Genomic DNA, 21,370 nt, shown 5'->3' on the forward strand with positions numbered 1-21,370 from the left:
CGGCCGCATCGCCATCACCTGCGAGTTCTGCTCGCGCCGCTACGACCTCGACCCGGCCGAGGTCGAGGCGGAGGTCGCCGCGACGCCGAGCCAGTAGGCGACGCAGGTCCGCTCAGGTGCTCAGCACCGGCTCGGCGATGTCGACGGCATGGCGGCCGGCGAGGTATTCCGGCTGGAACAGGCACATGCGCACCGCGTCGCGATAACGCCCGTTCATGAAGAACTCGTCCCGCAGGATGCCCTCGGGGCGGAAGCCGCAGCTCTCGTAGATGCGCACGGCGCGAGCGTTGTCCTTGTCGACGTGCAGGTAGAGCTTGTGGATGTTGAGCACGCTGAAGGCGTAGTCCATTGCGATCCGGGTCGCCTGGAGAGCGAAGCCCTTGCCTTGGAATCCGGGATGGATCGCGATCTGGAACTCGCAGCGCCGGTGCAGGTGATTGATCTCCACGAGCTCGACCAAGCCCGCCGGCTCGCCCGCGAGGGTCGCGATGATGAAGCGCCGCTCGGTCTGGTTGTGGATGTTGCGCTCGTAGAGCTGCGCCAGCTCGGCAAACGACTCGTAGGCCTCCTCGAACCAGTAGCGCATGATGCTGTCGTTGTTGTTGAGCTGATGCACGAACATCAGGTCTTCGCGCTCCAGCGGGCGCAGCTTGACCTTGTCCGGGGTGGCGCCGGTCACGACGCGCAATCCGCGATCAGCCGGCGCAGGAACGCCTCGCCCTGGCCGAGCGCATCGAGCGTGATGAACTCGTCCGCCTGGTGGGCCTGGTCGATCGAGCCGGGCCCGCAGACGATCGTCGGGATGCCCGCCTGCTGGAAGCGCCCGGCCTCGGTCGCGTAGGGCATCGAGACCGTCCGGTTGCGGCTGGCCAGGCGCAGCGCCAGCCGTTCGGCCGCGGAGCCGGGCTCCGGCAGCAGGCCCGGGATCGCGACCTCCTCGATCGTCTCGATCCGCCCGAAATCGCCGTAGCGGTTCAGGCGCTCGCGGGTCACCGCATCGGCCTTCGCCTGGAACAGGCGCGGGATCTCGCCCATGTCGAGGTCGGGCAGGCCGCGGAATTCCCAGTGGAAGGCGCAGGTCTTGGGCAGGATGTTGCGCGCGGTGCCGCCCTGGATCGTCCCGACATGCACGGTAGTCGCGGGCGGATCGAACCGGCCGGAGGCGTCGCCGCGGGCGATCATCAGGTCGGCGATGGCGTTCAGCCCCGAGACGAGGTCGCAGGCCGCCATCACCGCGTTCGCCCCGAGCTGGGGCTTGGCCGAATGCGCCTCGTGGCCGTGCACGGTGGTGTGGAGGGTGACGATGCTCTTGTGCGCGTCGGCGACCTCCAGATCCGTCGGCTCGCCGACGATCACCGCGCCCGGCCGCGGCAGGTCGGCGCCGAAGCGGGCGACGACGTCCATGACGCCGAGGCAGGTCGTCTCCTCGTCGTAGGAGAGCAGGATGTGGATCGGCCGCCTGAGGTCGGCCGCGAGGCAGTCCGGCACGAGCGCCAGCGCCGTCGCGCAGAACCCCTTCATGTCGACCGCGCCGCGCCCGTAGGCCCTACCCTCGGCGACGCGCAGCCGGAACGGGTCGGCGGTCCAGCTCTGGCCGAGGACGGGCACCACGTCGGTGTGGCCCGAGAGCACCACGCCGCCGTCCGCCATCGGGCCGAGGGTTGCAAACACCGCCGCCTTGTCGCCCGCGGCGTTCGGCACGCGGGCGTAGGGTACGCCCCAGCCGTCGAGGTAGGCGCAGACCCAGTCGATCAGGGCGAGGTTGGAGCGCGAACTCTCGGTGTCGAAGGCGACGAGGCGGGCGAGGATCTCGAGCGGGGTGAGCCGCTCCCCGGAACCGGGCATGGTGTCTTTCCTGGGCGCGGCCCGCCGTTGCGGGGCGCCGGCCCTGGTCTATCGCAAGGCGGCATGAGCGTCACGCGGACCGGCCGTCGGGTCGCGCGTTCGAGTCGCGCCTTCGGCTGCAACGGGTGGACGCGTGCCGGTCCGCCCTCGGGCGTGAAGCAAGCGAGGCGGACCTGCGGCAAAGGGCATGAGCGGGTCGCTGCCAAGCGACCATTCCTGCCGCGATCCACCTGCTCTCAGATCAGCCGCGCCGTTCACCCGTCGCGGTGGTGCCGGACACGTGTCCGTTCGGAACGGGGCCATCCAGGACGATACAGAGCATATTCCGCCGGTGAAGAGCTTCTGCGTCTTCCGATTCGGCATGAAGGTTCATCTTCTCCTCGATGCTTTATAGTTTTTCTAATGAGAGATTGTTGCCGATATGGCCCGCTGTCTTCGAGAGTGCGTCGCGGACGATCTTTTGTATCGTTCTGCGCATTGCATCATCAGCACGCGGCGCTCAAAGGCTTGCAAGCCCCGGCGGCTCACGAAGTCTTGAGAACGAGTACAAACTATGGTCCAAACCCGTAGGAAGAGGCGTCCTGCCGTCGGCGCACTCGGGCGGAGCGTCGGCCTTCCGGTCGTCGTCGCGCTGGGCGGCCTGTCGCCGCTCGCCGCGACGGCGGCACCCGTCCCGTCCGACGGGATCGTGAGCGACGTCGTGCTGTCGGAACTCAGCGTCACCGGCACCGGGGTCGACATCGAGCGGGCGACCGGCCCCGTCGTCGGCTACCGGGCGACGCGCTCGGCCACCGCCACGCGCACCGACACCCCCCTGCGCGACACGCCGCAATCCGTCCAGGTGGTGCCGCGGGACATCCTCGTCGACCAGCAGGACATCCGCCTCGGCGATGCGCTCCAGAACGTCAGCAACGTCCAGCCGGCCGGCACGATCCAGGGTCGCAGCGACACCTTCGTCATCCGCGGCTTCAACACGCAGACCTACGCCATCGACGGTGTCCTGCTGAACCAGGCGAGCAACTTCTACACCGTCCAGCGCGACCTCGCCGACGTCGAGCGGATCGAGGTGCTCAAGGGCCCGGCCTCCGTGCTCTACGGCCGCGGCGAGCCCGGCGGCCTGATCAACATCGTCACGCGGCAGCCGACCCTCGTCCCGTCCGGCGACATCAGCATCCAGGGCGGCAGCTTCGGCTTCCGCCGTGTCCAGGGCTCGGTGTCGAGTGCCATCCCGAGCGTCGAGGGCCTGGCCGGCCGCGTCAGCTTCGGCGCGCAGACGGACCCGACCTTCCGCAACTACGGCGGCCGCGACAATTCCCGCACCTTCGTGGCGCCGGCCTTCACCTGGAATCCCGCGCCGGATACCCGTGTCTCGTTCCTGGGCGAGTTCACCCGGCAGGACAGCCAGTACGACGAGGGCCTGATCGCCGTGAACGGCCGCGTGCCGCTCGACAACATCGCCCGGTATTACGGCGAGCCCTTCAGCCGCTACAACGCCGCGGCCAATTTCGGCATCCTGCGGATCGAGCACGATCTCAACGAGAACATCACCCTGCGCGAGGTCTTCAGCGCCCAGGGCGGCGGGTTCGATCTGGTCGCCACGCGCGCCACCGGCCTGGCGACGCGCAATACCCTCGTGACCCGTCGAGAGACGGCGGTCCGTTCGGCCTACGCCTCGATCGACAGCCAGACGGAGATGGTCGCGAAGTTCGATCTGTTCGGCTTCCGCAACACCGTGCTCGTCGGGTTTGAATACACCGACGGCTTCCGCCACTCCTACACGACGCAGAGCACCAGCTACCCCTCGGTCAACGTCCTTTATCCGCTGCCCGGCGCGGCCCTCGTCGGCACGACGCTCCAGGGCGACCTCAGGCAGAAGACCGAACTCTACGGACTCTACGCCCAGGATCAGATCGATCTCGGCTTCGGCCTGCAACTGCTGCTCGGCGTCCGCTACGATTCCGGCACGCAGTTCTATTTCAACCGGGTGCCGGCCTCGACCCGGGTTCCACCGGACCAGGAGCTGTCCGGCACCTCGCCGCGCGTCGGCCTCGTCTACCGGCCGTTCGAGCCGCTGACGCTGTATGCGAGCTACACGACCTCGTTCAAGCCGCAGACCGCCAACGTCCTCAACGTCTCCAACCCGGCGCCCGAGACCGGCGATCAATATGAGATCGGCAGCCGCCTCGACCTCACGCCCGACCTCACGCTCGGTGCGGCCGCCTTCCGCATCACCCGCCAGAACGTGGCCGCCGCCGACCCGGCCAACACGGGCTTCTCGGTGATCACCGGCGAGCAGCGCTCCGAGGGCGTCGAGGCCGACCTCGCCGGCCAGATCCTGCCGGGCTGGAAGGTCATCGGCAGCATCGGGCGCCTCGACGCGCGCATCACCAAGGACACGACCTTCACGGTCGGCAATCGCCTCGTCGCCGTGCCGAGCTTCAGCACCAACCTCTGGTCGACCTACCAGTTCCAGGAGGGGCTCCTGCGCGGATGGAGCGTCGGCGGCGGCATCACCTATGTCGGGCGGCGCACGGGCGACCTCAACAACAGCTACTCGGTCGGGGGCTATGCCCGCGTCGACGCGGCGGTGTTCTACGACATCAGCGAGCACGCCCGCTTCTCGCTGAACGCGCGCAACCTCCTGGACCGGCGCTACATCGAGCAGCCCTTCAACCAGTTCAACAACGCACCCGGCGCGCCGGTCTCGGTGCTGGCCACGATCACGGCCAGGCTGTGAGGAGGGCCGCCCCTCGAGCGAACGTGTCGTCGGGGCCGACCTGTCGGATCCGCGCCGGGGGACCGGTTCCGGTCTTGTTTCATGAATGCCAAGCCAGATCGGTCGAGCCGTGACCCCCACACCGCTTCCCTCCTTCCGTAGCGTCCTCTTCCGTCTGCACTGGGCGCTCGGCCTCACGGCCGGGCTCGTGCTGGCACTGACCGGCCTGACGGGGGCGCTGATGAGCTACGAGGAGGCGGTCACAGCCTTCGCGGACCGCGATCGGACCGTCGTGGCGCAGGGCCGGCGCCAGGCGATGTCGCCCGCAGCGATCACCGCGCGGATCGAGGTGCAGGCCCCCGGCCTGCGCGTGAACGCGCTCACCCTGTCCGACGACCCGACGGCGAGCGTCCGCGTCCGCTTCGCACGGGACCCGAAGACCGGCGAGCGGCCGGGCTCGATCTACGCAGACCCTTACGACGGCGTGTCGCTCGGCCCGGTGCGGCTGGAGGCGGCGTTCGGCACGGTGCGCGCCCTGCACCGCTGGCTCCTGATCTCCGGCGAGGGCAAGGGCTGGGGGCGCACCGTCACCGGTGCCTGCGCCCTGGCGTTGATCGCGGTCCTGGCGACCGGTCTCTACCTGCGCTGGCCTCGGCTCCACCGCTGGCGGATCTGGCTGAAGCCGAACCTGTTCCGGCCGGGCCGGCCGCGCTGGTGGTCGTTGCACGCGGTGATGGGGACGTGGCTCGCGCCGGTCTACCTCGTGATCGCGCTCTCGGGCCTGACGTGGTCCTACGCGTGGGTCAAGGACGGCGCGACGTGGCTGCTCGTCGGCCGGGGCGGCGAGGCCCGGCCGGCCGGGGAGCCGGGCCGCAGGGGTCCCGTCGATGCGCCCGCCAAGGCGTTCGATCCGGCCGTCCTCGACCGGGCCTGGACCGCGTTCCGGGCCGGCGAGGGGCGCGAGGCCGGCCTTGCGAACATCACCCTGCCGGAGCCCGACGCCAGGGCGATCCGCATCCGCTGGCTGCCGGCCGGGACCGATGCGCCGAGCGCCCGCAACGAGGTGCGCTACGACGCCACGACCGGCGTGATGCTCGCGGCTTGGCGTTCGGCCGACCTGCCGCTCGGACGGCGCATCGCCGACAACATGCTGGAGGTGCATCGGGGGCGCTTCTTCGGCGACCCGTTCGCCCTGCTGTTCTGCCTCGCGGCGCTCGCCATGCCGGCCTTCGCGGCGACGGGGCTGACCCTCTACGTCCTGCGGCGGCGTGCCGGCCGCGCAGGGAGGGCCGCCGCGACCTCGGCCGCGACGCCGGCGACGACCCGAGGGAACCGATGAGCGGCGCCCGGAGACGAATCAGTGCAGGCTGCGGCGGATGTGCGGGCTGTCGAGGGAGAAGGCCGGGATCTCGGCCTCGAAGCTCTCGCCCGCGACGGTGGCCATGGTGTAGCTGCCGGCCATCAGCCCGTCCGGCGTGGTGAGCGGGCATCCGCTGGTGTAGGAGAACGACTCGCCCGGATCGAGAACCGGCTGCTTGCCGACGACGCCGGCGCCGCGCACCTCCTGGCACTCGCCGCGCCCGTCGATGATGCGCCAGTGGCGCGAGCGGAGTTGCACCTGCTCGTTGCCGTTGTTCACGATCTCGACGGTGTAGGCGAAGAAGTACCGGCTGTCACCCGGCGAGGATTCCTCCTCGACGAAGCGCGGATTGACGGTCACGCTGATTCCGCGCGTCTCGGCCTTGTACATCGTCCCTAATTGCCTTCCCGAGAGCATTTTCCAGTGAGGTGAACGCCGGCTCACGTGAAGAAAATGCGACCACACAAGGAGTTAGAGCGTTTTCCACGATCCGAGGATCGTGGAAAACGCTCTAGCCGCGCGCGACTTCGGTCCAGGCTTGGTCTAGCCGTCTGGAAGCCGCCTCGCGATGCGTCGTTCTTCGTGGTAGTTGGCAGCGGATTCCCCGTCAATCGCGGCGGAGTACGTCGCGGCAGGGCGATGGTCCCGGCATGGTCGAGGCGAGGTTGCGCCATCTCAGGTCTTTTCGCGCGGCCGGCGGCGCGCGCGGGACCGTCGCGGTGCTGGCCCACGCGGTGGCCCGGGCCGGCCTCCTCGCGCTGGCGGTCCTGCTCGCGTGGCGGAACCCGGGCCCGAACCTGTACCCGGCGGCGGCGCTGGGCCTGGCGCTCCTCCTCGACGGGGCGGGCCGGGTCGCGGGCGATGCGATCGCGCGCCGGGCGGGCCCCGATCCGCGGCTCTCCGGCCTGCCCTCGCTGGTGCTCGGCATCGGCGGCACCATTGGCCTCCTCGCGGCCAGTGCGGCGCTGCTGCTGTTCCCGCGCGCGGTGCCGGTGCTCGCGAGCGCGCTCGCCGGCCTGTTCGCGATCGGCGCCCTGGCCCGGCTCGCGCTGATCCGCGTCGTGCTCGGGCTCTCCGGGAACGGATGCGACGGGGCGTCGGCAGACCCCGATCCGCCGCGCGCGCAGGACGCCTTAAGCCGCCGTTAGGCGCTTTGCCGGAGAAGGGCCAGGGCGGCGGCGGGCCGGGACGCACGATGGACATGAGCACGACGGGACGCCCTTCCTGGAAACCCGCGCCCGCGCGCGACGGCATCCTGTCGGCCGAAGGCATCGCGGCCCTCACCGCGCGCGGCGGCATCCTCCCGGCCTCCCCTTACGCCCCGGACCAGATCCAGCCGGCGAGCCTCGACCTGCGCCTCGGCGCCAGGGCGTGGCGCGTCCGAACCAGCTTCCTGCCCGGCGCCGCACGCGCCGTCTCGGCCTGCGTCGAGCGGCTTGCGTTCCACGCGATCGACCTGCGCCCGGGCGCGGTGCTGGAGACCGGCTGCGTCTACATCGCCGAGGTGCAGGAATCGCTGGCGCTGCCGGCCGACCTCGCCGCGAGCGCCAACCCCAAGAGCTCGACGGGCCGGATCGACGTGTTCACCCGGGTCATCACCGACCGGGCGGAGGCGTTCGATCAGGTCGAGGCCGGCTATCGCGGGCCGCTCTACGCCGAGATCTCGCCGCGCACCTTCCCTGTGCTGGTCCGCACCGGCTCGCGGCTGTCGCAGATCCGCTTCCGCCGCGGCATCGCGCGCCTGCGCGACGACGAGCTCGCGGATCTCCATGCCCGGTCGCCGCTGGTCTCCGCGAAGGCGCCGTCCTTTCAGGGAGGCGTCGCCGTCTCGGTGGATCTTTCCGGCTTCGAGGGGCTGATCGGCTACCGGGCCAAGCGCCATACCGGCCTCGTCGACGTCGACGCGCCCGGCCGCCACCGCAGCACGGATTTCTGGGAGCCGCTGCCCGCCGACGGCTCGGGTGCGCTGATCCTCGATCCCGGACAGTTCTACATCCTGGCCTCCAAGGAAGCGGTACAGGTGCCCCCCGACCACGCCGCCGAGATGGTGCCGTTCGATCCGCTCGTCGGCGAGTTCCGGGTGCATTACGCCGGCTTCTTCGATCCCGGCTTCGGCTATGCCGGCGCCGGCGGGACCGGTGCGCGCGCCGTTCTGGAGGTGCGCTCCCGCGACGTGCCGTTCCTGCTGGAGGACGGCCAGATCGTCGGCCGTCTCGTCTACGAGCGCATGGACGCGGTGCCGGCGACGCTCTACGGCGCGGGCGCCGGCTCGAACTACCAGGCGCAGGGCCTGAAGCTGTCCAAGCACTTCTTCTGAGCAGGCCGGCTCTCATATACCGCGACTCGGAAGGATTCCGTTCTTCCTGGTTTCAGACGGCGATTTGCGTGATTCGCCACCTGGATGGCAGGACTGATTCTGACATCCGACGATCGGGCGCGCTTCCTTCTTCCGATGCGGCGTCAGCGCAACAGCGCCGTGCATCGGCGCATGAACGTGCTGCTGCTCGACGACGGCTGGAGCGCGGCGGCTTTGTACCTGGACGAAGGCACGGTCGCCGAACACTGCGCTGTACGAGGAGCGTAGGCGGGCCGGTGTGGAGAGCCTGAGCTATGCGGGGCGGGTTTCGCGCCTGTCGGCCGATCAGCGCGCCGCCCTCTCGGATTGGATCGCGGCCGAGGTGCCGCAGACCGCCCAAGCCGTCTGCGATTGGGTGCAGACGACCTTCGGCGTGGCGTACGCCACCCACGCGATGGCCCGGCTGCCCGGGCAGATCGGCTTCGTCTTCAGGAAGCCCAGATGCGTGCCGGCCAAGGCGGATGCCGCCATCCAGTAGGCCTTCCTCGACACCGCGCTCAAGCCGTCGATGGACGCCGCCGGCCCGGAGGCGCCGCTCTCTTTCGTCGACGGCTGCCACCCCTCCTGTGCCGGTCGCCCAGCCCACGGCTGGATCAAACGGGGCGCCACGGTCGAACTGAAGTTCGATCACGGCCGCACCCGGATCACCATCAACGGGGCGCTCTCCTGGCCGGATCGCACCCTGATCCATCGCGAGGAGATCATCACCAGCGCGGCGATGATCCGTCTGTTTGCCGATCTCGAAGCCCGCCACCCGGAGGCGGCCGAGATCGCGGTCGTGCTCGACAACGCCCGCTACAACCGTTCGCGCGAGATCGAGGCTTGGCTCGACCGGCCCGGCCGCCGCCTGAAGCTGATCTACCTGCCGCCCTGCGCGCCCAAGCTCCACCTGATCGAGCGGTTCTGGCACGTCATGAAGCGCAAGGTCCTGTTCAACAAGGCTTACGCCAAGTTCGCTCTCTTCAAGCAAGCCTTCGACGCGTTCTTCGAGCGCCTGAACGAGCACGAAGCTGACCTGGCAAGCCTCATCACAGACCGCTTCCACCTCATCGGACAGCCCGACGCCGGGATTCCTTCCGCGTAGAGGTTATGCAGCCGGGCCGTGTCATCGACGGGATAACGAACGGCCTGGGTCATGTGATTGCGGGCGTGGCCGAGAGTCTGTGGTCGGTGTTCGACGGCGGGGAGCGGAGGCCGATGAGCCAGGAGCAGGAGAAGGGGGCAGGCCACTTCCTACTCACACCTGCCAAAAGCATGGCTGGCCGCTTTCGACCGTCAGGCCCAGACGGCGGCGGAACTCGCGATCCCGGCGCGGCGGGCGAGTTCTACAGCCGCAGTTTGAGCCTTTCGACGGACCTCGACCTCGTCAACGGTTCGCACCAAGCCATCCCGCATCACGATCCGGCCGTCGATGGTGACTAAGCTCGTCTCGTGTCCCAAGGCCGAGTAGACGAGTGCTGAGACAGGATCATGGATGGGAGCCATAAAAGCACTGCGCGCGTCGACGAGGGCAAGGTCGGCCTTTTTGCCGACCTCGATCGAGCCGATCTCTCGCTCGAGGCCCACTGCACGCGCACCGTCGATGGTCGCCATCTCGAGCGCCTTGCGAGCCGTCATGATCGTCGCGTCGCGATGCAGACCCTTCTGGATCAGCGCCGCGAACTTCATGGCCTGGAACAGGCTGTGATTGTTGCTGCTGGCCGGGCCGTCACTGCCGAGCCCGACCGTGATACCGCGCGAGAGCATCGCGGGCACGGGCGCGAAACCCGATGCCAAGTACAAGTTGCTGCAGGGGTTGTGCGAAACCTTGGTGTCGTGGCGCCGCAGCAGGTCGAGATCGTGGCTGCCACACTGGACGCAATGCACCGCCAGCACGTCCGGACCGAGGACGCCGAGATCGCTCAGCACCTCGGTGTCGCTGCGCCCGTAGACCCGGGCGGCGTGCTCGAGTTCGAAGGGCGTCTCCGCGACATGGATCGTCAGCAGAATGCCGAGTTCGTCGGCCAGCGCCCGCGTCTGGCGCAGGCTCTCGTCGTCGAGCGTCCAGATCATGCAAGGCGCCAAGCCAACCTGTACACGGCTGCCCGGCCGGTTGTTGGCGGTGATCAGCCGCCGCGCATCCGCGAGCGCCGCCTGCGGCGTCTCGATTAGGGCTTCAGGAACGCCGTATTGCACGCCGTCCGACAGGAAGCCCCGGCATACGAAGCCCCGCATACCGGTGATCTCATAAGCGTCGACGACCGCCTGCGTGAGACCGGGGCGCGGATGCACGTACATGAAGTCCACGAGGGTCGTCACGCCCGAGCGGATCGACTCGACGCATCCGTGCAGGGCCGCGGCATGGGCGTCGGAAACGGTCAGCTGAGCCGCGGCGGGTCCGGTCATGCAGCTGAACCACTTCTTCAGCTCCATGTCGTCGCCTGGTCCCTTGAGCAGCGTCTGGAACAGGTGCGTGTGGGTGTTGACGAGGCCGGGCATGAGGATCTGGCCGGCGCCGTCGATCAGCTCGGCCTCGGGATGGTCGGCCGCGAGCCTGGTCCGTGTGCCGATGCCGGCAATGCGGTCGTCGACAACAAGCACGCTTCCATGGTCCAGGATGTCGTGCTGCGGGTTTATGGTGACGACGCAGGCGTCGGCGATGATGAAACTCACGCGGCGGTCTCCAGCGGGCGAGGGGCTGACTGGATCAGGCGCAGCACATTTGGAGGCGTGAAGGGCCCATCGCCCGTCACGCGCACGCCGAGCGGCGACAGCGCGTCCGCGACCGCGCCGGCGATCGCGGCCACCGACCCCGTCGTGCCGCCTTCGCCCGCACCTTTCATCCCGAACGGGTTCAACGGGGACGGCGAGGACATGCTGCCGGTTGTGATGCTCCGCGGCATGTCGGCGGCGGTCGGGGTGAGGTAGTCGGCGAAGCTGCGGGTCAGTAGCCGCCCCTGCTCGTCGTAGCGCAGTTCCTCGAACAGCGTGCCGCCGAGCCCCTGGGCGAGGCCCCCCAGCACCTGTCCTTCGACGATCATGGGATTGATCACCGTGCCGCAATCGTGGACGACGGCGTAACGCGTGATCTCGATGGCGCCGGTCTCCGGATCGATCTCGAGCGCACACACGTGAGTGGCGTTCGCAAAGGCGATACCAGGCACCTGATGGTGGGCTACATCGTCAAGGTTGAATGAGTAAAGCCCCTCCGGCAGCGCGTTCCAGGCAGTCGTTCGGCCCGCGATCGCAGAGAGTGACACGCTGGCACCCGACCGGGCGTGCGCTTCGCCTTCGGCCCATATCACCTCGTCGGGCGTCGTCTGCAGCATCCCCGCCGCGACGATCATGGCCTTGTGCTTGACCTTTCGGGCGGCGAGGCGGGCGGCCGCTCCCGCTACGGCGCCGCCACGGCTGGCGAAAGTGCCGACCCCGTCCGGCACCACGTCGGTGTCGCCATGGAGGACGGTGATGCGGTCGATGTCGATCTCGAGTTCGTCGGCGACGAGTTGGGCGATGGCGGTGGCGGTTCCCTGTCCGTGCGGCGAGGCTCCGGTCAGGACCGTCACCCGGCCGCTGCCGTCCACTCGAACTTGGCCGGTCTCGTAGGGCCCGATCGCGGTCTCCTCGACGAAGCAGGCGATACCGGTGCCGGGCAGCTTGCCTCGGGCCCGAACCTCGGTGTCGCGCGCCTCCCGATCGTTCCAGCCCGCGAGCACGAGCGCGCGATCGAGACAGCCCGGGTAGTCGCCGCTATCATAGACAACCTGGCCCGCCAGCACGATGGCGGTGCCGCGGTCGCAGGGCATGTCAGCCGGCGTCAGCATGTTGCGCCTGCGGAGATCCACCCGATCGATGCCCATCTCCCGGGCGATCCTGTCCATGGTGAGTTCCATGCACAGCACCGCCTGAGGATGTCCCGCGCCGCGGTAGACCGCGAGTGGCGTCTTGTTGGTCACGACGGAATGGGACTCGGCCCGGTAGTTCGGTATGGCATAGGGCCCACGAAGCATTGCGGAAGAGATCGAGGCCGGCGTGACCGACAAGGTTGCGGCGGCTGCGCCGTTATTTGTAACGGAGCGGAGCGTCACGGCGGTGACGTGACCGTCGGCGTCCACCGCGGCGCGGACATGATGGACCTGTTCGCGGGCATGGGTGGTCGCAACGAAGTGCTCCTCCCGGCTCTCGATCCAACGCACCGGTCGTCCGAGCTTGATCGCCGCAAGAGTCGTGAGCACTTCCTCGGGGTAGAACTCACATTTCACGCCGAAGCCGCCACCTACATCGGGCGCCACGACCCTGATCTCGGCTTCGGCCATGCCCAGGACGCCGGCAAGGAACCCGCGCAGAAGGTGCGGGAACTGTGTGGAGCTGGTAACGGTGACGCGACCACCCTGACCTATGGGATCGGCAAGCACGCCGCGGGTCTCCATCGGCGCCGCGACATAGCGATGGATACGGAACGTGTCCTCGACCACGAGGTGGGCCGCGGCGAAGGCGGCATCCGTATCACCAACCTGCTGGCGGCAGGTATGGATCACGTTGGTGCCGAGGTCTGCGTAGAGCAAGGGTGACCTGCTTTCAGCCGCGACTTCGGCATCAAGCATCACGGGCAGGGCCGTGACGCCGACCTCGACGAGCAAGGCCGCTTGCGCAGCGATCCACGGATCGTCAGCGACGACGATCGCAACGGGCTCGCCGGCGTAGCGGACGCGGTCGAGCGCCAGCATGCACTGGGCGGCGGCATTGCCGGCCCCTGCCAGATCGATCGAGGGCAATTTGCCGTAGGCCGCGACATCCCGGCCCGTAAGGATCAGCCGAACGCCCGCGCTGGCCTGCGCGGCTTCGATAGAGACACGCTCGAGGATCCCGTGTGCGACGGGCGAGCGCACCACCGCCATGTGGAGCATGCGGGGGGCCTCGATGTCCGCCACGAAGCGGGCGTGACCGAGCAGGAGCCGCGCATCCTCCCTCCGAAGGACGGGAGCTCCGACCAGACGACCTGCCGCCATCTCAAACTCCTCCCGCGCTGGCGACCGACATGAGAGCGTCGGCGATGTTGCGGTAGCCCGTGCAGCGGCACAGATGCCCCTGCATCATCTCGTTGATCTCTTCCCGGCTCGGTCGAGCCGATCGCCGGAACAGGGCGACGGCCGACATGACGAAGCCCGGGGTGCAGAAACCGCATTGAAGTCCGTGGTGCTCCCGGAGAGCCGACTGGATCGGGTGCAGGGCGTTGGGCGTGCCTACGCTCTCGACCGTCTCGATCGTCGCGCCGTCAGCTTGTACGGCAAGAACCAAGCATGACCGGACCGGCTCGCCGTCGAGCAGGACGGTGCAACTCCCGCAGGCGCCGGTTCCGCAACCCACATGGGTGCCGGTGAGCCGCAGGTCGTCGCGGAGGAGTTCGGACAGGAGAAGGCGCGGATTGACGTTGCACGCGGTCTGCTGCCCGTTGACCGTCAGGACGACGGCTTGCGATGGCGCGATCATGGCTGGATCCCCGGCTGAGGATTGGGAATGAACCGCGTCGCGGCTGCCGCGACAGCTCGGCGGGTCAGGACGGGAAGCACATCGCGGGCGTAGGCGGCCTCCGGCAGGTCCAGCGAGAGCACGAGGCTCGGTTCGCCACATTGCGCGAGGCGGGCCACGTTCTCAGACAGCGGATGCCCGCGGAGCGCGGCTTCCGCTTCGTGCCAGCGTGCCGGGGCTCCGGTGATGCCGCCGGCCGCGACGCGCACGTCGGTGATGGCCGCGGTCTCATCGACGGCGAGAACCACTGCGACACAGCAGAGGGGCGGTGCCCCGGCCCGTACCGAGACTTCGGCGAAACCGCCCAGCGCACGGCTCGCGGTGGGCGAGGCGATGCGAAGCTCGGTGACGAGTTCGCCGGCCGTGAGCACCGTCCGATGCGGTCCGAGGAAGAAATCGGCAGCTGCAACTTCGCGATCCCCTGTGCGGTGACGCAGCACGAACCGTGCGTCAAGCGCTACCATCGCTACAGAAAGCTCGCTGTTGGGGCTGGCGCTGACCAGGTTGCCGACCAGCGTTCCGCGATTGCGGATCGCGGCAGACCCCACTGACCGCAGCGCCTCCGCGAGCAGCGGGACGGGTTTGGCCGCTTCCGCCGTCATCACCGCGGCGAGCGTGGCGCCGGCACCGATAACCAGCCAGTCCCGGTCGCGCGCGACGCGACGAAGCTCCGCAAGCCGGCCGATGTCGACCAGCAGATCCGCGACGACGCTTCGGTCTGCGAGGAGCGGCAGCAGGCTTTGACCTCCCGCCAAAGGAACGGCACCCGGCCTCTCCAGAAGGCCCAGCGCTTCACGCAGCGATGACGGCCGGGCATAGTCGAAGTCGGCTGCGATCATGCGGATGTCTCACGATCCTGATTATTCCATCAGGATCCTAGCAACCGGCGTGCCAAAGGCGGCCGAGCCGACAGAGCGAGGCCTATGAGTAGCAGGACGACGGCCGCGAGGGCCGCAAAGGCACGGATCCGGGACACGGCGCAGGTCAGGATCTTGGATGCGGCGGCTGAGGTCTTCGCGCGGAGCAGTCTTTCGGGTGCGACGATGGCGGAGATCGCCGGAGAGGCTGGCATGCCGCCTGCGACGGTTCACTACTACTTTAGGAGCAAGGCGGCCCTTTATGATGCTGTGCTCGACAGAATGCTTGAGTCCTGGCTCAGCGAACTCGACCAGATCGATGCAAGCGGTCATCCCGCTGAAGCCCTGGCCGCGTATATCGTGGCCAAGATGCGCGTGTCGCACTCGTATCCTGCCGCATCCCGCATCGTTGCGGGGGAAGTGTTGCGCGGCGGAACCAAGCTCAAGAGCTTCCTTGTCGAGCAGTTCGCGCCGCACCTCAGGACCAAGCTTGACCTTGTCGACGCCTGGAAACGCGACTCCCTGGTTCGCCCAGTCGACCCCATGCGCCTGTTTTTCCTGATTTGGGCCTCGACGGAGTTCTACGCCAACTACGCCTCTGAGATCGTCGCACTGGAAGGTGAGGATGCCATGACCGGGGACAGTTTGGAGAAGGCGGCTCGGGGGCTCGTTGACCTCATTCTATACGGTGCTCTCCCACAAGCCTCGGGCTAGAACATTTTCCAGCGCGGTGGATACCGGCTCGCGTGAAGACAATGCGACCGCACAGAGACTTAGAGTATTTTCCGTGATCCAGGGATCATGGAAAATACTCCAGACGTCGTGTTCCATGAGGACGGTTGAGGTCCTTGCCGCTGAAGCGTTGTTCCGCCGGTATCAACCGATGATAGCCGTCCCGGTCGTCGGTGACGATGGTGATCCCCTTCGTCCCGGTCCTGTCGAGAAGTCTGCGGCAGGTCGCATCATCACGGCGACCCGGAACCCAGGCCACGGTTCGCCCGCCGACAGGATCGTAGGCGCGCCAGAGCCAAAGCGTGTCTGGCTTTTTTACGGAATGCCCCATCGCGTCGACGCTCAGGACTCTGACATCGGCCGGGACGTCGGGTTCGGGCAACGCCTCGGCCTCGGCACGGGCCCGCCGCAGGACCGACACGTCGCTGTATTCGGTATCGTTGCAGCCACAGGATCTGCAACGATACCGCTGAAGGCCGCGCACGAAACCGCCCTTCGCAGGCTCCGTCGCGCCACGAGGCTTGCAGGCTATCGTCGCCGTGATCCCCTTCGAAAAAGCGAAGCACCATGCTGAGTCAAAGCGATGACATATGATATCTATAAGTAAAACTTTCCAAACTCGATGCCAAGGTGCACATGTCTATATTCTGCCAAACGGCCGACGACTGAAGAGCGACGATTTCGAGCGCGAAATTCTTCTAGTGGGCACGGGGTTCGCCGCCTTGCGGCAGCGCCCGGAAGGATTTCCGTGCTACCGCGATAAGGCTTCGGGCTTCTCGGCGACGGTCAACAGATTTCGGCAGAAACCCGACCTGCATCCGGCCGAAGGCCATATCGAAAAAACTCAATTCCTCAAAAGCATTGGGTTCAGCTATGACCATAGATGCTTGTAAAGCAATTCTTTAAACATCAGATATTTTAGCATCCTCGATTTCAAATCGCACCAGCATCATTAAGTCTTAACCGCATCTTCCCACCAATGCTACGCGTCGCGTTTCTTGCGCTGCGCCAGCGTGCGCAGCCGCAGCGCGTTGAGCTTGATGAAGCCCGCGGCGTCCCGGTGGTCGTAGGCGACCGCGCCCTCCTCGAAGGTGACGAGGTCCTGGTCGTAGAGCGAGTGCGGGCTCTCCCGCCCGATGACGTGGACGCCGCCCTTGTAGAGCTTCAGCCGCACGGTGCCGGTGACCCGCTCCTGACTCCGGTCGATCAGCGCCTGGAGCATCTCGCGCTCGGGGCTGAACCAGAACCCGTTGTAGATCAGCTCCGCGTATTGCGGCATGATCTGGTCCTTGAGGTGGGCGGCGCCGCGGTCGAGCGTGATCGACTCGATGGCGCGGTGGGCCGGCAGCAGGATGGTGCCGCCGGGCGTCTCGTACATGCCGCGGCTCTTCATGCCGACGAAGCGGTTCTCCACGAGGTCGAGCCGGCCGATGCCGTTGTCGTGGCCGAGCTGGTTGAGCTTGGCCAGCAGGCTCGCCGGCGACATCGCCTGCCCGTCGATGGAGACGGCATCTCCCTTCTCGAAGCCGACGGTGACGATCGTGGGCGTGTCGGGCGCCTGCTCGGGGGAGAGCGTGCGGGAGAAGACGTAGTCCGGCACCGCGTCGGCCGGGTCCTCCAGCACCTTGCCCTCCGAGGAGGCGTGCAGGAGGTTGGCGTCCACCGAGAACGGGCTCTCGCCGCGCTTGTCCTTGGATATCGGGATCTGGTGCGCCTCGGCGAACGCGATCAGCGCCTCGCGCGAGCGCATGTCCCACTCGCGCCAGGGGGCGATCACCGTCACGTCGGGCTTGAGCGCGTAGTAGCCGAGCTCGAACCGGACCTGGTCGTTGCCCTTGCCGGTGGCGCCGTGGCAGACCGCGTCCGCCCCGACCGCTTCCGCGATCTCGATCTGCTTCTTGGCGATCAAGGGCCGGGCGATCGAGGTGCCGAGCAGGTACACGCCCTCGTAGACGGCATTCGCCCGGAACATCGGAAACACGTAGTCGCGCACGAATTCCTCGCGCAGGTCCTCGATGAAGATGTTCTCAGGCTTGATCCCGAGGAGTTCCGCCTTGCGCCGGGCCGGCTCCAGTTCCTCGCCCTGGCCGAGATCGGCGGTGAAGGTGATCACCTCGCAACCGTAGGTGGTCTGGAGCCACTTGAGGATGATCGAGGTGTCGAGGCCGCCGGAATAGGCGAGCACCACCTTCTTCACGGGCTTCCTGTCGGTGTCGGACATAGACGGCCTTCGGGTGTTCGCGGCTGGGGCGGGTCGCGGCGGCTTATCGCGGTGTCCGGCGGCCTGCAACAGAGACGGCCCGCAACCGACACGGCCTTGCAACCGACACGGCCTGCAACCGGCATGCCGGGCCGGGCGTTCGCTGGGATCGGCAGGCGGCATGCGGGACGCCGCGCCGCCTCGCTCCCGACATCGACGGGTGCGAGTCTTGCCTGCCGACACCCCTGCCCGGAGATGCGAACACCATGGCGCGCCAGCCGACCCTCGAGTTCTGGTACGAGTTCGCTTCGAGCTATTCCTACCTCGCCGCCGCCCGCATCGAGGGCCTGGCCGCGGCGGCCGGCGTCGCGGTGCGCTGGCGCCCGTTCCTGCTCGGGCCGATCTTCGCCGCGCAGGGCTGGACCACGTCGCCCTTCAACCTCTACCCGGCCAAGGGCCGGAACATGTGGCGCGACCTGGAGCGCGAGGCCGCCCGCTGCGGCCTGCCGCCGGTGAAGCGCCCCGATCCGTTCCCGCAGAACAGCCTCAGCGCCACCCGCGCCGCGATCCTCGGCCAGGACCAGGACTGGCTGGTGCCGTTCTCGACCGCCGTCTTCGCGTCCTGCTACGCGCACGGGCGCTCGATCGCCGAGCCCGCGGCGGTGGTCGAGATCCTGAACGGCCTCGGCCTCGACGGCACGCAGCAGCTCAAGGCGGCGGCGGGCGAGGCCAACAAGACGAAGCTCCGCGTCGTCGGCGAGGAGGCGCGCTCGCGCGGCATCTACGGCGCGCCGACCTTCCTCACCGACGACGGCGAGCTGTTCTGGGGCAACGACCGCCTGGAGCAGGCGCTGGCCTGGGCGATCGGGGAGCGCCCCGGAGACATGCGGTGACGGGGGAGGACGACGAGGTCGTCCGTCTGAGCCCGTCGCCGTACCGCTGGCTCGGCGTGCTCGCGACCAGCCTCGTCTTCGTCTCCATCGGCGTCGTCGTCCCGTCCGAAGGGACCGGCTTCTGGATCGTGAACGTGCTGGGCGTGGGTTTCTTCGGCCTCGGCGCGCTCGTGGCCCTGGCACAGTTGGTCCCCGGCGTGAGCGGGCTGACGATCGACCGGGACGGGTTCGTGATGAAGAGCCTCGGGCGCCGGCACGCCACGGCCTGGGGCGACGTGGTCGGGGCCTTCCGCGTGGTCCGCGCCGTCCCGGCCCAACCGATGATCGGCTACGACCTCACACCGGCCAAGGCGCAGGGGCGGCTGGCGCGGACCAACAAGGCGGCCTACGGCCTCCACGCCGCCATCCCCGACACCTACGGCCGCAGGATCGAGGAGTTGACCGCCCTCCTCAACGCCCGGCTCGACCGCTGGCGATCCCGGAATACCTGAGCGGTCCTCCCGGCCGATCCTCGAACAGAGCCTCTCATGATCCACCGCCGCACGTTTCTCGCGACCGGGCTCGGCGCGGCCGCCATCCTGCCCCTTGCCGTGACATCGGCCCGCCGCGCCGGCGCACAGGGCTACGGGCAGGCGCTCGCCGTCACCGGCGACGACGGCAGGGCGATCGCCAATTCCGTGCTGCCCGGCGAGATCACCGGGCAGATCGCGGCCTTGCACGGCATCACTTATGTCGGACCGCGCGAGGCCGAGACCACGCTGTACGAGTTCTTCGACTTCAACTGCCCGTACTGCCGCAAGGCCGCCGCCGACGTGATCGCGCTCCACGCCAGCGATCCCACCTTGCGCATCGGCCTCGTGCAGAACCCGATCCTGTCGCCGCAATCGGCTCAAGGAGCGAAGGTCGCGCTCGCCGTCCAGCGCAAGCTCGGCTCCGAGGCCGCCTGGGCCTTCTACGGAGGATTGCTGGCTAAGCCGGGCAAGGTCGACGGTCCCGGCGCGCTCGCCGCCGGCACGACGATGGGCATCGCAGGCCCCGAACTGGAGGCGATCGCCGACGGCGAAGAGGTGCGGGACGCCCTCAAGAGCCAGATGCGGATCGCGGCCGATCTCGGCCTCTACGCCACGCCGTCCTACGTGCTGGGCAACGCGGGCATCCTCGGCCATCCCGGCGCGCGGGCCCTGGCGAAGATGATCGCCAGCACCCGCCGGTGCGACCGCCTCGCCTGCTGATTTTCCGAACGGACCCGCGTCCGTTCGCGCGACCGTGACCGCGCCGCGGAAACCGGTCCCGGGCCGGCCGCTCGCCTTGCGCGGCTCAGGTTGCCATGCTAGGCGGTCGCCGCGCCGGCCGAGGGATGTTACACGTCCTGTCGGACGTCCCTCGCGAGCACGGTGCAATCCCATTTCCCGATGGTCTCCGGCCCGGCCCCCTCGCGGCGCAGCCGGAGCCGAGGGCCAAGGAACAAGAGAGAGCGACGGGTGGCGCAGAACGGTTCCGAGGGTTCCCTGGTCGGCGGCGTGTCGGGCCGCTACGCCTCCGCGCTGTTCGATCTCGCCCGCGACGAGCGCCAGGTCGATGCGGTGGCCGAGGGATTGGATCGCTTCGACGCGCTGATGGGCGAGAGCGCCGACCTGCGCCGCCTCGTGCGCAGCCCGGTCTTCTCCGGCGAGGAGCAGGCCGCCGCGATCGGCGCGATCCTTGAACGCGCCGGCATCACGGGGCTTGCCGCCAACTTCATCCGGCTCTCGGCCGCCAACCGCCGCCTGTTCGCGCTGCCCGGCATGATCGCCGCCTTCCGTTCCCTCGTGCAGACCTCGAAGGGCATCGTCCGCGCCGAGGTCCGCGTCGCGGAAAGGCCGTCCGACGCGGTGCTGGAGGAGATCAAGGCGTCCCTGCGCGACGTGTCGAAGTCCGAGATCGACATCGACCTCCGGATCGATCCGAGCCTGATCGGCGGCCTCATCGTGAAGATGGGCTCGCGCATGGTCGACGCCTCGCTCCGGACCAAGCTCAACGGCATCCGCCTCGCGATGCGGGAAGCCCGGTAGGCCGTCCACGAAGGACGCCTCTGCTCCCCATCACCCCGAACACACCCGACATAAACATTCTGAGAGGCCCGACGATGGACATCCGCGCCGCCGAGATCTCCGCGATCCTGAGAGACCAGATCAAGAACTTCGGCGAGGAGGCCGAGGTCTCCGAGGTCGGCCAGGTGCTGTCGGTCGGCGACGGCATCGCCCGCGCCTACGGCCTCGACAACGTCCAGGCCGGCGAGATGGTCGAGTTCGAGTCCGGCGTGCGCGGCATGGCGCTCAACCTCGAACAGGACAACGTCGGCATCGTGATCTTCGGCTCCGACCGCGACATCAAGGAAGGCCAGACGGTCAAGCGCACCGGCTCGATCGTGGACGTGCCGGTGGGCAAGGGCCTGCTCGGGCGCGTGGTCGACGGCCTCGGCAACCCGATCGACGGCAAGGGCCCGATCGTCTCGGACGAGCGCCGCCGCGTCGACGTGAAGGCGCCGGGCATCATCCCGCGCAAATCCGTGCACGAGCCGATGGCGACCGGCCTCAAGGCGGTCGATGCGCTGATCCCGGTTGGCCGCGGCCAGCGCGAGCTGATCATCGGCGACCGCCAGACCGGCAAGACCGCGATCGTCCTCGACACGATCCTCAACCAGAAGCCCGGCCACCAGGCCGGCGGCGACGAGAAGGCCAGGCTCTACTGCATCTACGTCGCCATCGGCCAGAAGCGCTCCACGGTGGCGCAGTTCGTGAAGGTGCTCGAAGACCAGGGCGCGCTGGAATACTCGATCATCATCGCCGCCACCGCCTCCGACGCCGCGCCGATGCAGTTCATCGCGCCGTTCGCCGGCTGCGCCATGGGCGAGTATTTCCGCG

The 21,370-nt window shown here is 68.3% G+C and carries 21 protein-coding genes and 1 pseudogene; 13 read left to right on the forward strand and 9 right to left on the reverse strand.

The annotated features are described in order from the left end of the window. Nucleotides 1–112: 112 nt before the first annotated feature. Together speG and argE are read right to left on the reverse strand one after the other, a co-directional pair. Nucleotides 113–688, reverse strand: a complete 576-nt coding sequence (gene speG, locus ACFE86_RS12970) for a spermidine N1-acetyltransferase (RefSeq protein ID WP_375455745.1) — start codon at nt 686–688, stop codon at nt 113–115. Next, nucleotides 676–1,845, reverse strand: a complete 1,170-nt coding sequence (gene argE / locus ACFE86_RS12975; RefSeq protein WP_375455746.1) for an acetylornithine deacetylase — start codon at nt 1,843–1,845, stop codon at nt 676–678. Before argE ends, speG begins: the two co-directional genes overlap by 13 nt. A gap of 553 nt (nt 1,846–2,398) precedes the next feature. Here argE and ACFE86_RS12980 point away from each other — a divergent pair. Together ACFE86_RS12980 and ACFE86_RS12985 are read left to right on the forward strand one after the other, a co-directional pair. Beyond that, nucleotides 2,399–4,582 carry a TonB-dependent siderophore receptor gene (locus ACFE86_RS12980; RefSeq protein WP_375455747.1) on the forward strand — a complete coding sequence of 728 codons (2,184 nt, stop codon included), beginning with the start codon at nt 2,399–2,401 and terminating at the stop codon, nt 4,580–4,582. A gap of 85 nt (nt 4,583–4,667) precedes the next feature. Further along, the gene (locus ACFE86_RS12985; RefSeq protein WP_375455748.1) at nt 4,668–5,900 is read left to right on the forward strand and encodes a PepSY-associated TM helix domain-containing protein; all 1,233 of its coding nucleotides are present in this window, start codon (nt 4,668–4,670) and stop codon (nt 5,898–5,900) included. 18 nt (nt 5,901–5,918) lie between these two features. Here ACFE86_RS12985 and apaG read toward each other — a convergent pair whose 3' ends face one another. After that, nucleotides 5,919–6,311, reverse strand: coding sequence for a Co2+/Mg2+ efflux protein ApaG (gene apaG / locus ACFE86_RS12990; RefSeq protein ID WP_375455749.1), 393 nt, complete (start codon nt 6,309–6,311; stop codon nt 5,919–5,921). A gap of 260 nt (nt 6,312–6,571) precedes the next feature. On the opposite strand from apaG, the gene ACFE86_RS12995 reads away from it, so the two are divergent. From ACFE86_RS12995 to ACFE86_RS13015, 5 genes are all read left to right on the forward strand, one after another. Continuing rightward, on the forward strand, nt 6,572–7,069 hold the full coding sequence (locus ACFE86_RS12995) for a hypothetical protein (protein ID WP_375455750.1): 498 nt from the start codon (nt 6,572–6,574) through the stop codon (nt 7,067–7,069). A gap of 47 nt (nt 7,070–7,116) precedes the next feature. Then, nucleotides 7,117–8,238: a 2'-deoxycytidine 5'-triphosphate deaminase gene (locus tag ACFE86_RS13000; protein WP_375455751.1), complete on the forward strand. Its 1,122-nt coding sequence runs from the start codon at nt 7,117–7,119 to the stop codon at nt 8,236–8,238. Nucleotides 8,239–8,322: 84 nt separating this feature from the next. Then, a complete protein-coding gene (locus ACFE86_RS13005) occupies nt 8,323–8,505 on the forward strand; it encodes a hypothetical protein (RefSeq protein ID WP_375455752.1) in 183 nt (60 codons plus the stop codon). 10 nt (nt 8,506–8,515) lie between these two features. Next, nucleotides 8,516–8,755 carry a winged helix-turn-helix domain-containing protein gene (locus ACFE86_RS13010; protein ID WP_375455753.1) on the forward strand — a complete coding sequence of 80 codons (240 nt, stop codon included), beginning with the start codon at nt 8,516–8,518 and terminating at the stop codon, nt 8,753–8,755. Nucleotides 8,756–8,785: 30 nt separating this feature from the next. Next, complete coding sequence (locus ACFE86_RS13015) at nt 8,786–9,361, forward strand: transposase (RefSeq protein ID WP_375455754.1); 576 nt, start codon at nt 8,786–8,788, stop codon at nt 9,359–9,361. A 191-nt stretch (nt 9,362–9,552) separates the two neighbouring features. Here ACFE86_RS13015 and ACFE86_RS13020 read toward each other — a convergent pair whose 3' ends face one another. Genes ACFE86_RS13020 through ACFE86_RS13035 form a run of 4 tightly spaced genes read right to left on the reverse strand, consistent with a single transcriptional unit; the run spans nt 9,553 to nt 14,624 of the window. Further along, on the reverse strand, nt 9,553–10,929 hold the full coding sequence (locus tag ACFE86_RS13020; RefSeq protein ID WP_375455755.1) for an amidohydrolase family protein: 1,377 nt from the start codon (nt 10,927–10,929) through the stop codon (nt 9,553–9,555). After that, nucleotides 10,926–13,265 carry a xanthine dehydrogenase family protein molybdopterin-binding subunit gene (locus ACFE86_RS13025; protein WP_375455756.1) on the reverse strand — a complete coding sequence of 780 codons (2,340 nt, stop codon included), beginning with the start codon at nt 13,263–13,265 and terminating at the stop codon, nt 10,926–10,928. Before ACFE86_RS13025 ends, ACFE86_RS13020 begins: the two co-directional genes overlap by 4 nt. A gap of 1 nt (nt 13,266) precedes the next feature. Continuing rightward, a complete protein-coding gene (locus tag ACFE86_RS13030; protein WP_375455757.1) occupies nt 13,267–13,746 on the reverse strand; it encodes a (2Fe-2S)-binding protein in 480 nt (159 codons plus the stop codon). Beyond that, nucleotides 13,743–14,624: an FAD binding domain-containing protein gene (locus ACFE86_RS13035; protein ID WP_375455758.1), complete on the reverse strand. Its 882-nt coding sequence runs from the start codon at nt 14,622–14,624 to the stop codon at nt 13,743–13,745. The genes ACFE86_RS13030 and ACFE86_RS13035 overlap by 4 nt, the downstream gene beginning before the upstream one ends. 84 nt (nt 14,625–14,708) lie before the next feature. On the opposite strand from ACFE86_RS13035, the gene ACFE86_RS13040 reads away from it, so the two are divergent. Then, nucleotides 14,709–15,356 carry a TetR family transcriptional regulator C-terminal domain-containing protein gene (locus ACFE86_RS13040; RefSeq protein ID WP_375455759.1) on the forward strand — a complete coding sequence of 216 codons (648 nt, stop codon included), beginning with the start codon at nt 14,709–14,711 and terminating at the stop codon, nt 15,354–15,356. A gap of 85 nt (nt 15,357–15,441) precedes the next feature. On the opposite strand, the gene ACFE86_RS13045 is transcribed toward ACFE86_RS13040, so the two are convergent. Both ACFE86_RS13045 and ACFE86_RS13050 read right to left on the reverse strand, forming a co-directional pair. Further along, a complete protein-coding gene (locus ACFE86_RS13045) occupies nt 15,442–15,858 on the reverse strand; it encodes an IS1 family transposase (RefSeq protein WP_375455760.1) in 417 nt (138 codons plus the stop codon). Nucleotides 15,859–16,356: 498 nt separating this feature from the next. After that, the gene (locus ACFE86_RS13050; protein ID WP_375455761.1) at nt 16,357–17,595 is read right to left on the reverse strand and encodes an argininosuccinate synthase; all 1,239 of its coding nucleotides are present in this window, start codon (nt 17,593–17,595) and stop codon (nt 16,357–16,359) included. A 245-nt stretch (nt 17,596–17,840) separates the two neighbouring features. On the opposite strand from ACFE86_RS13050, the gene ACFE86_RS13055 reads away from it, so the two are divergent. The 5 genes and pseudogenes from ACFE86_RS13055 to ACFE86_RS13075 all read left to right on the forward strand — a co-directional run. Continuing rightward, nucleotides 17,841–18,467: a 2-hydroxychromene-2-carboxylate isomerase gene (locus ACFE86_RS13055; protein WP_375455762.1), complete on the forward strand. Its 627-nt coding sequence runs from the start codon at nt 17,841–17,843 to the stop codon at nt 18,465–18,467. Next, nucleotides 18,464–18,958 (forward strand): hypothetical protein, encoded by a 495-nt coding sequence (locus ACFE86_RS13060; RefSeq protein WP_375455763.1) that lies wholly within the window; start codon nt 18,464–18,466, stop codon nt 18,956–18,958. The genes ACFE86_RS13055 and ACFE86_RS13060 overlap by 4 nt, the downstream gene beginning before the upstream one ends. 36 nt (nt 18,959–18,994) lie before the next feature. Further along, nucleotides 18,995–19,699 carry a DsbA family protein gene (locus tag ACFE86_RS13065; RefSeq protein WP_375455764.1) on the forward strand — a complete coding sequence of 235 codons (705 nt, stop codon included), beginning with the start codon at nt 18,995–18,997 and terminating at the stop codon, nt 19,697–19,699. Nucleotides 19,700–19,948: 249 nt separating this feature from the next. Further along, nucleotides 19,949–20,518, forward strand: coding sequence for a F0F1 ATP synthase subunit delta (locus ACFE86_RS13070; protein ID WP_375455765.1), 570 nt, complete (start codon nt 19,949–19,951; stop codon nt 20,516–20,518). A 74-nt stretch (nt 20,519–20,592) separates the two neighbouring features. Continuing rightward, nucleotides 20,593–21,370: pseudogene (locus ACFE86_RS13075) on the forward strand (F0F1 ATP synthase subunit alpha); the annotation flags it as partial.

The organism is uncultured Methylobacterium sp. (assembly GCF_964244095.1).
Lineage (GTDB): Bacteria > Pseudomonadota > Alphaproteobacteria > Rhizobiales > Beijerinckiaceae > Methylobacterium.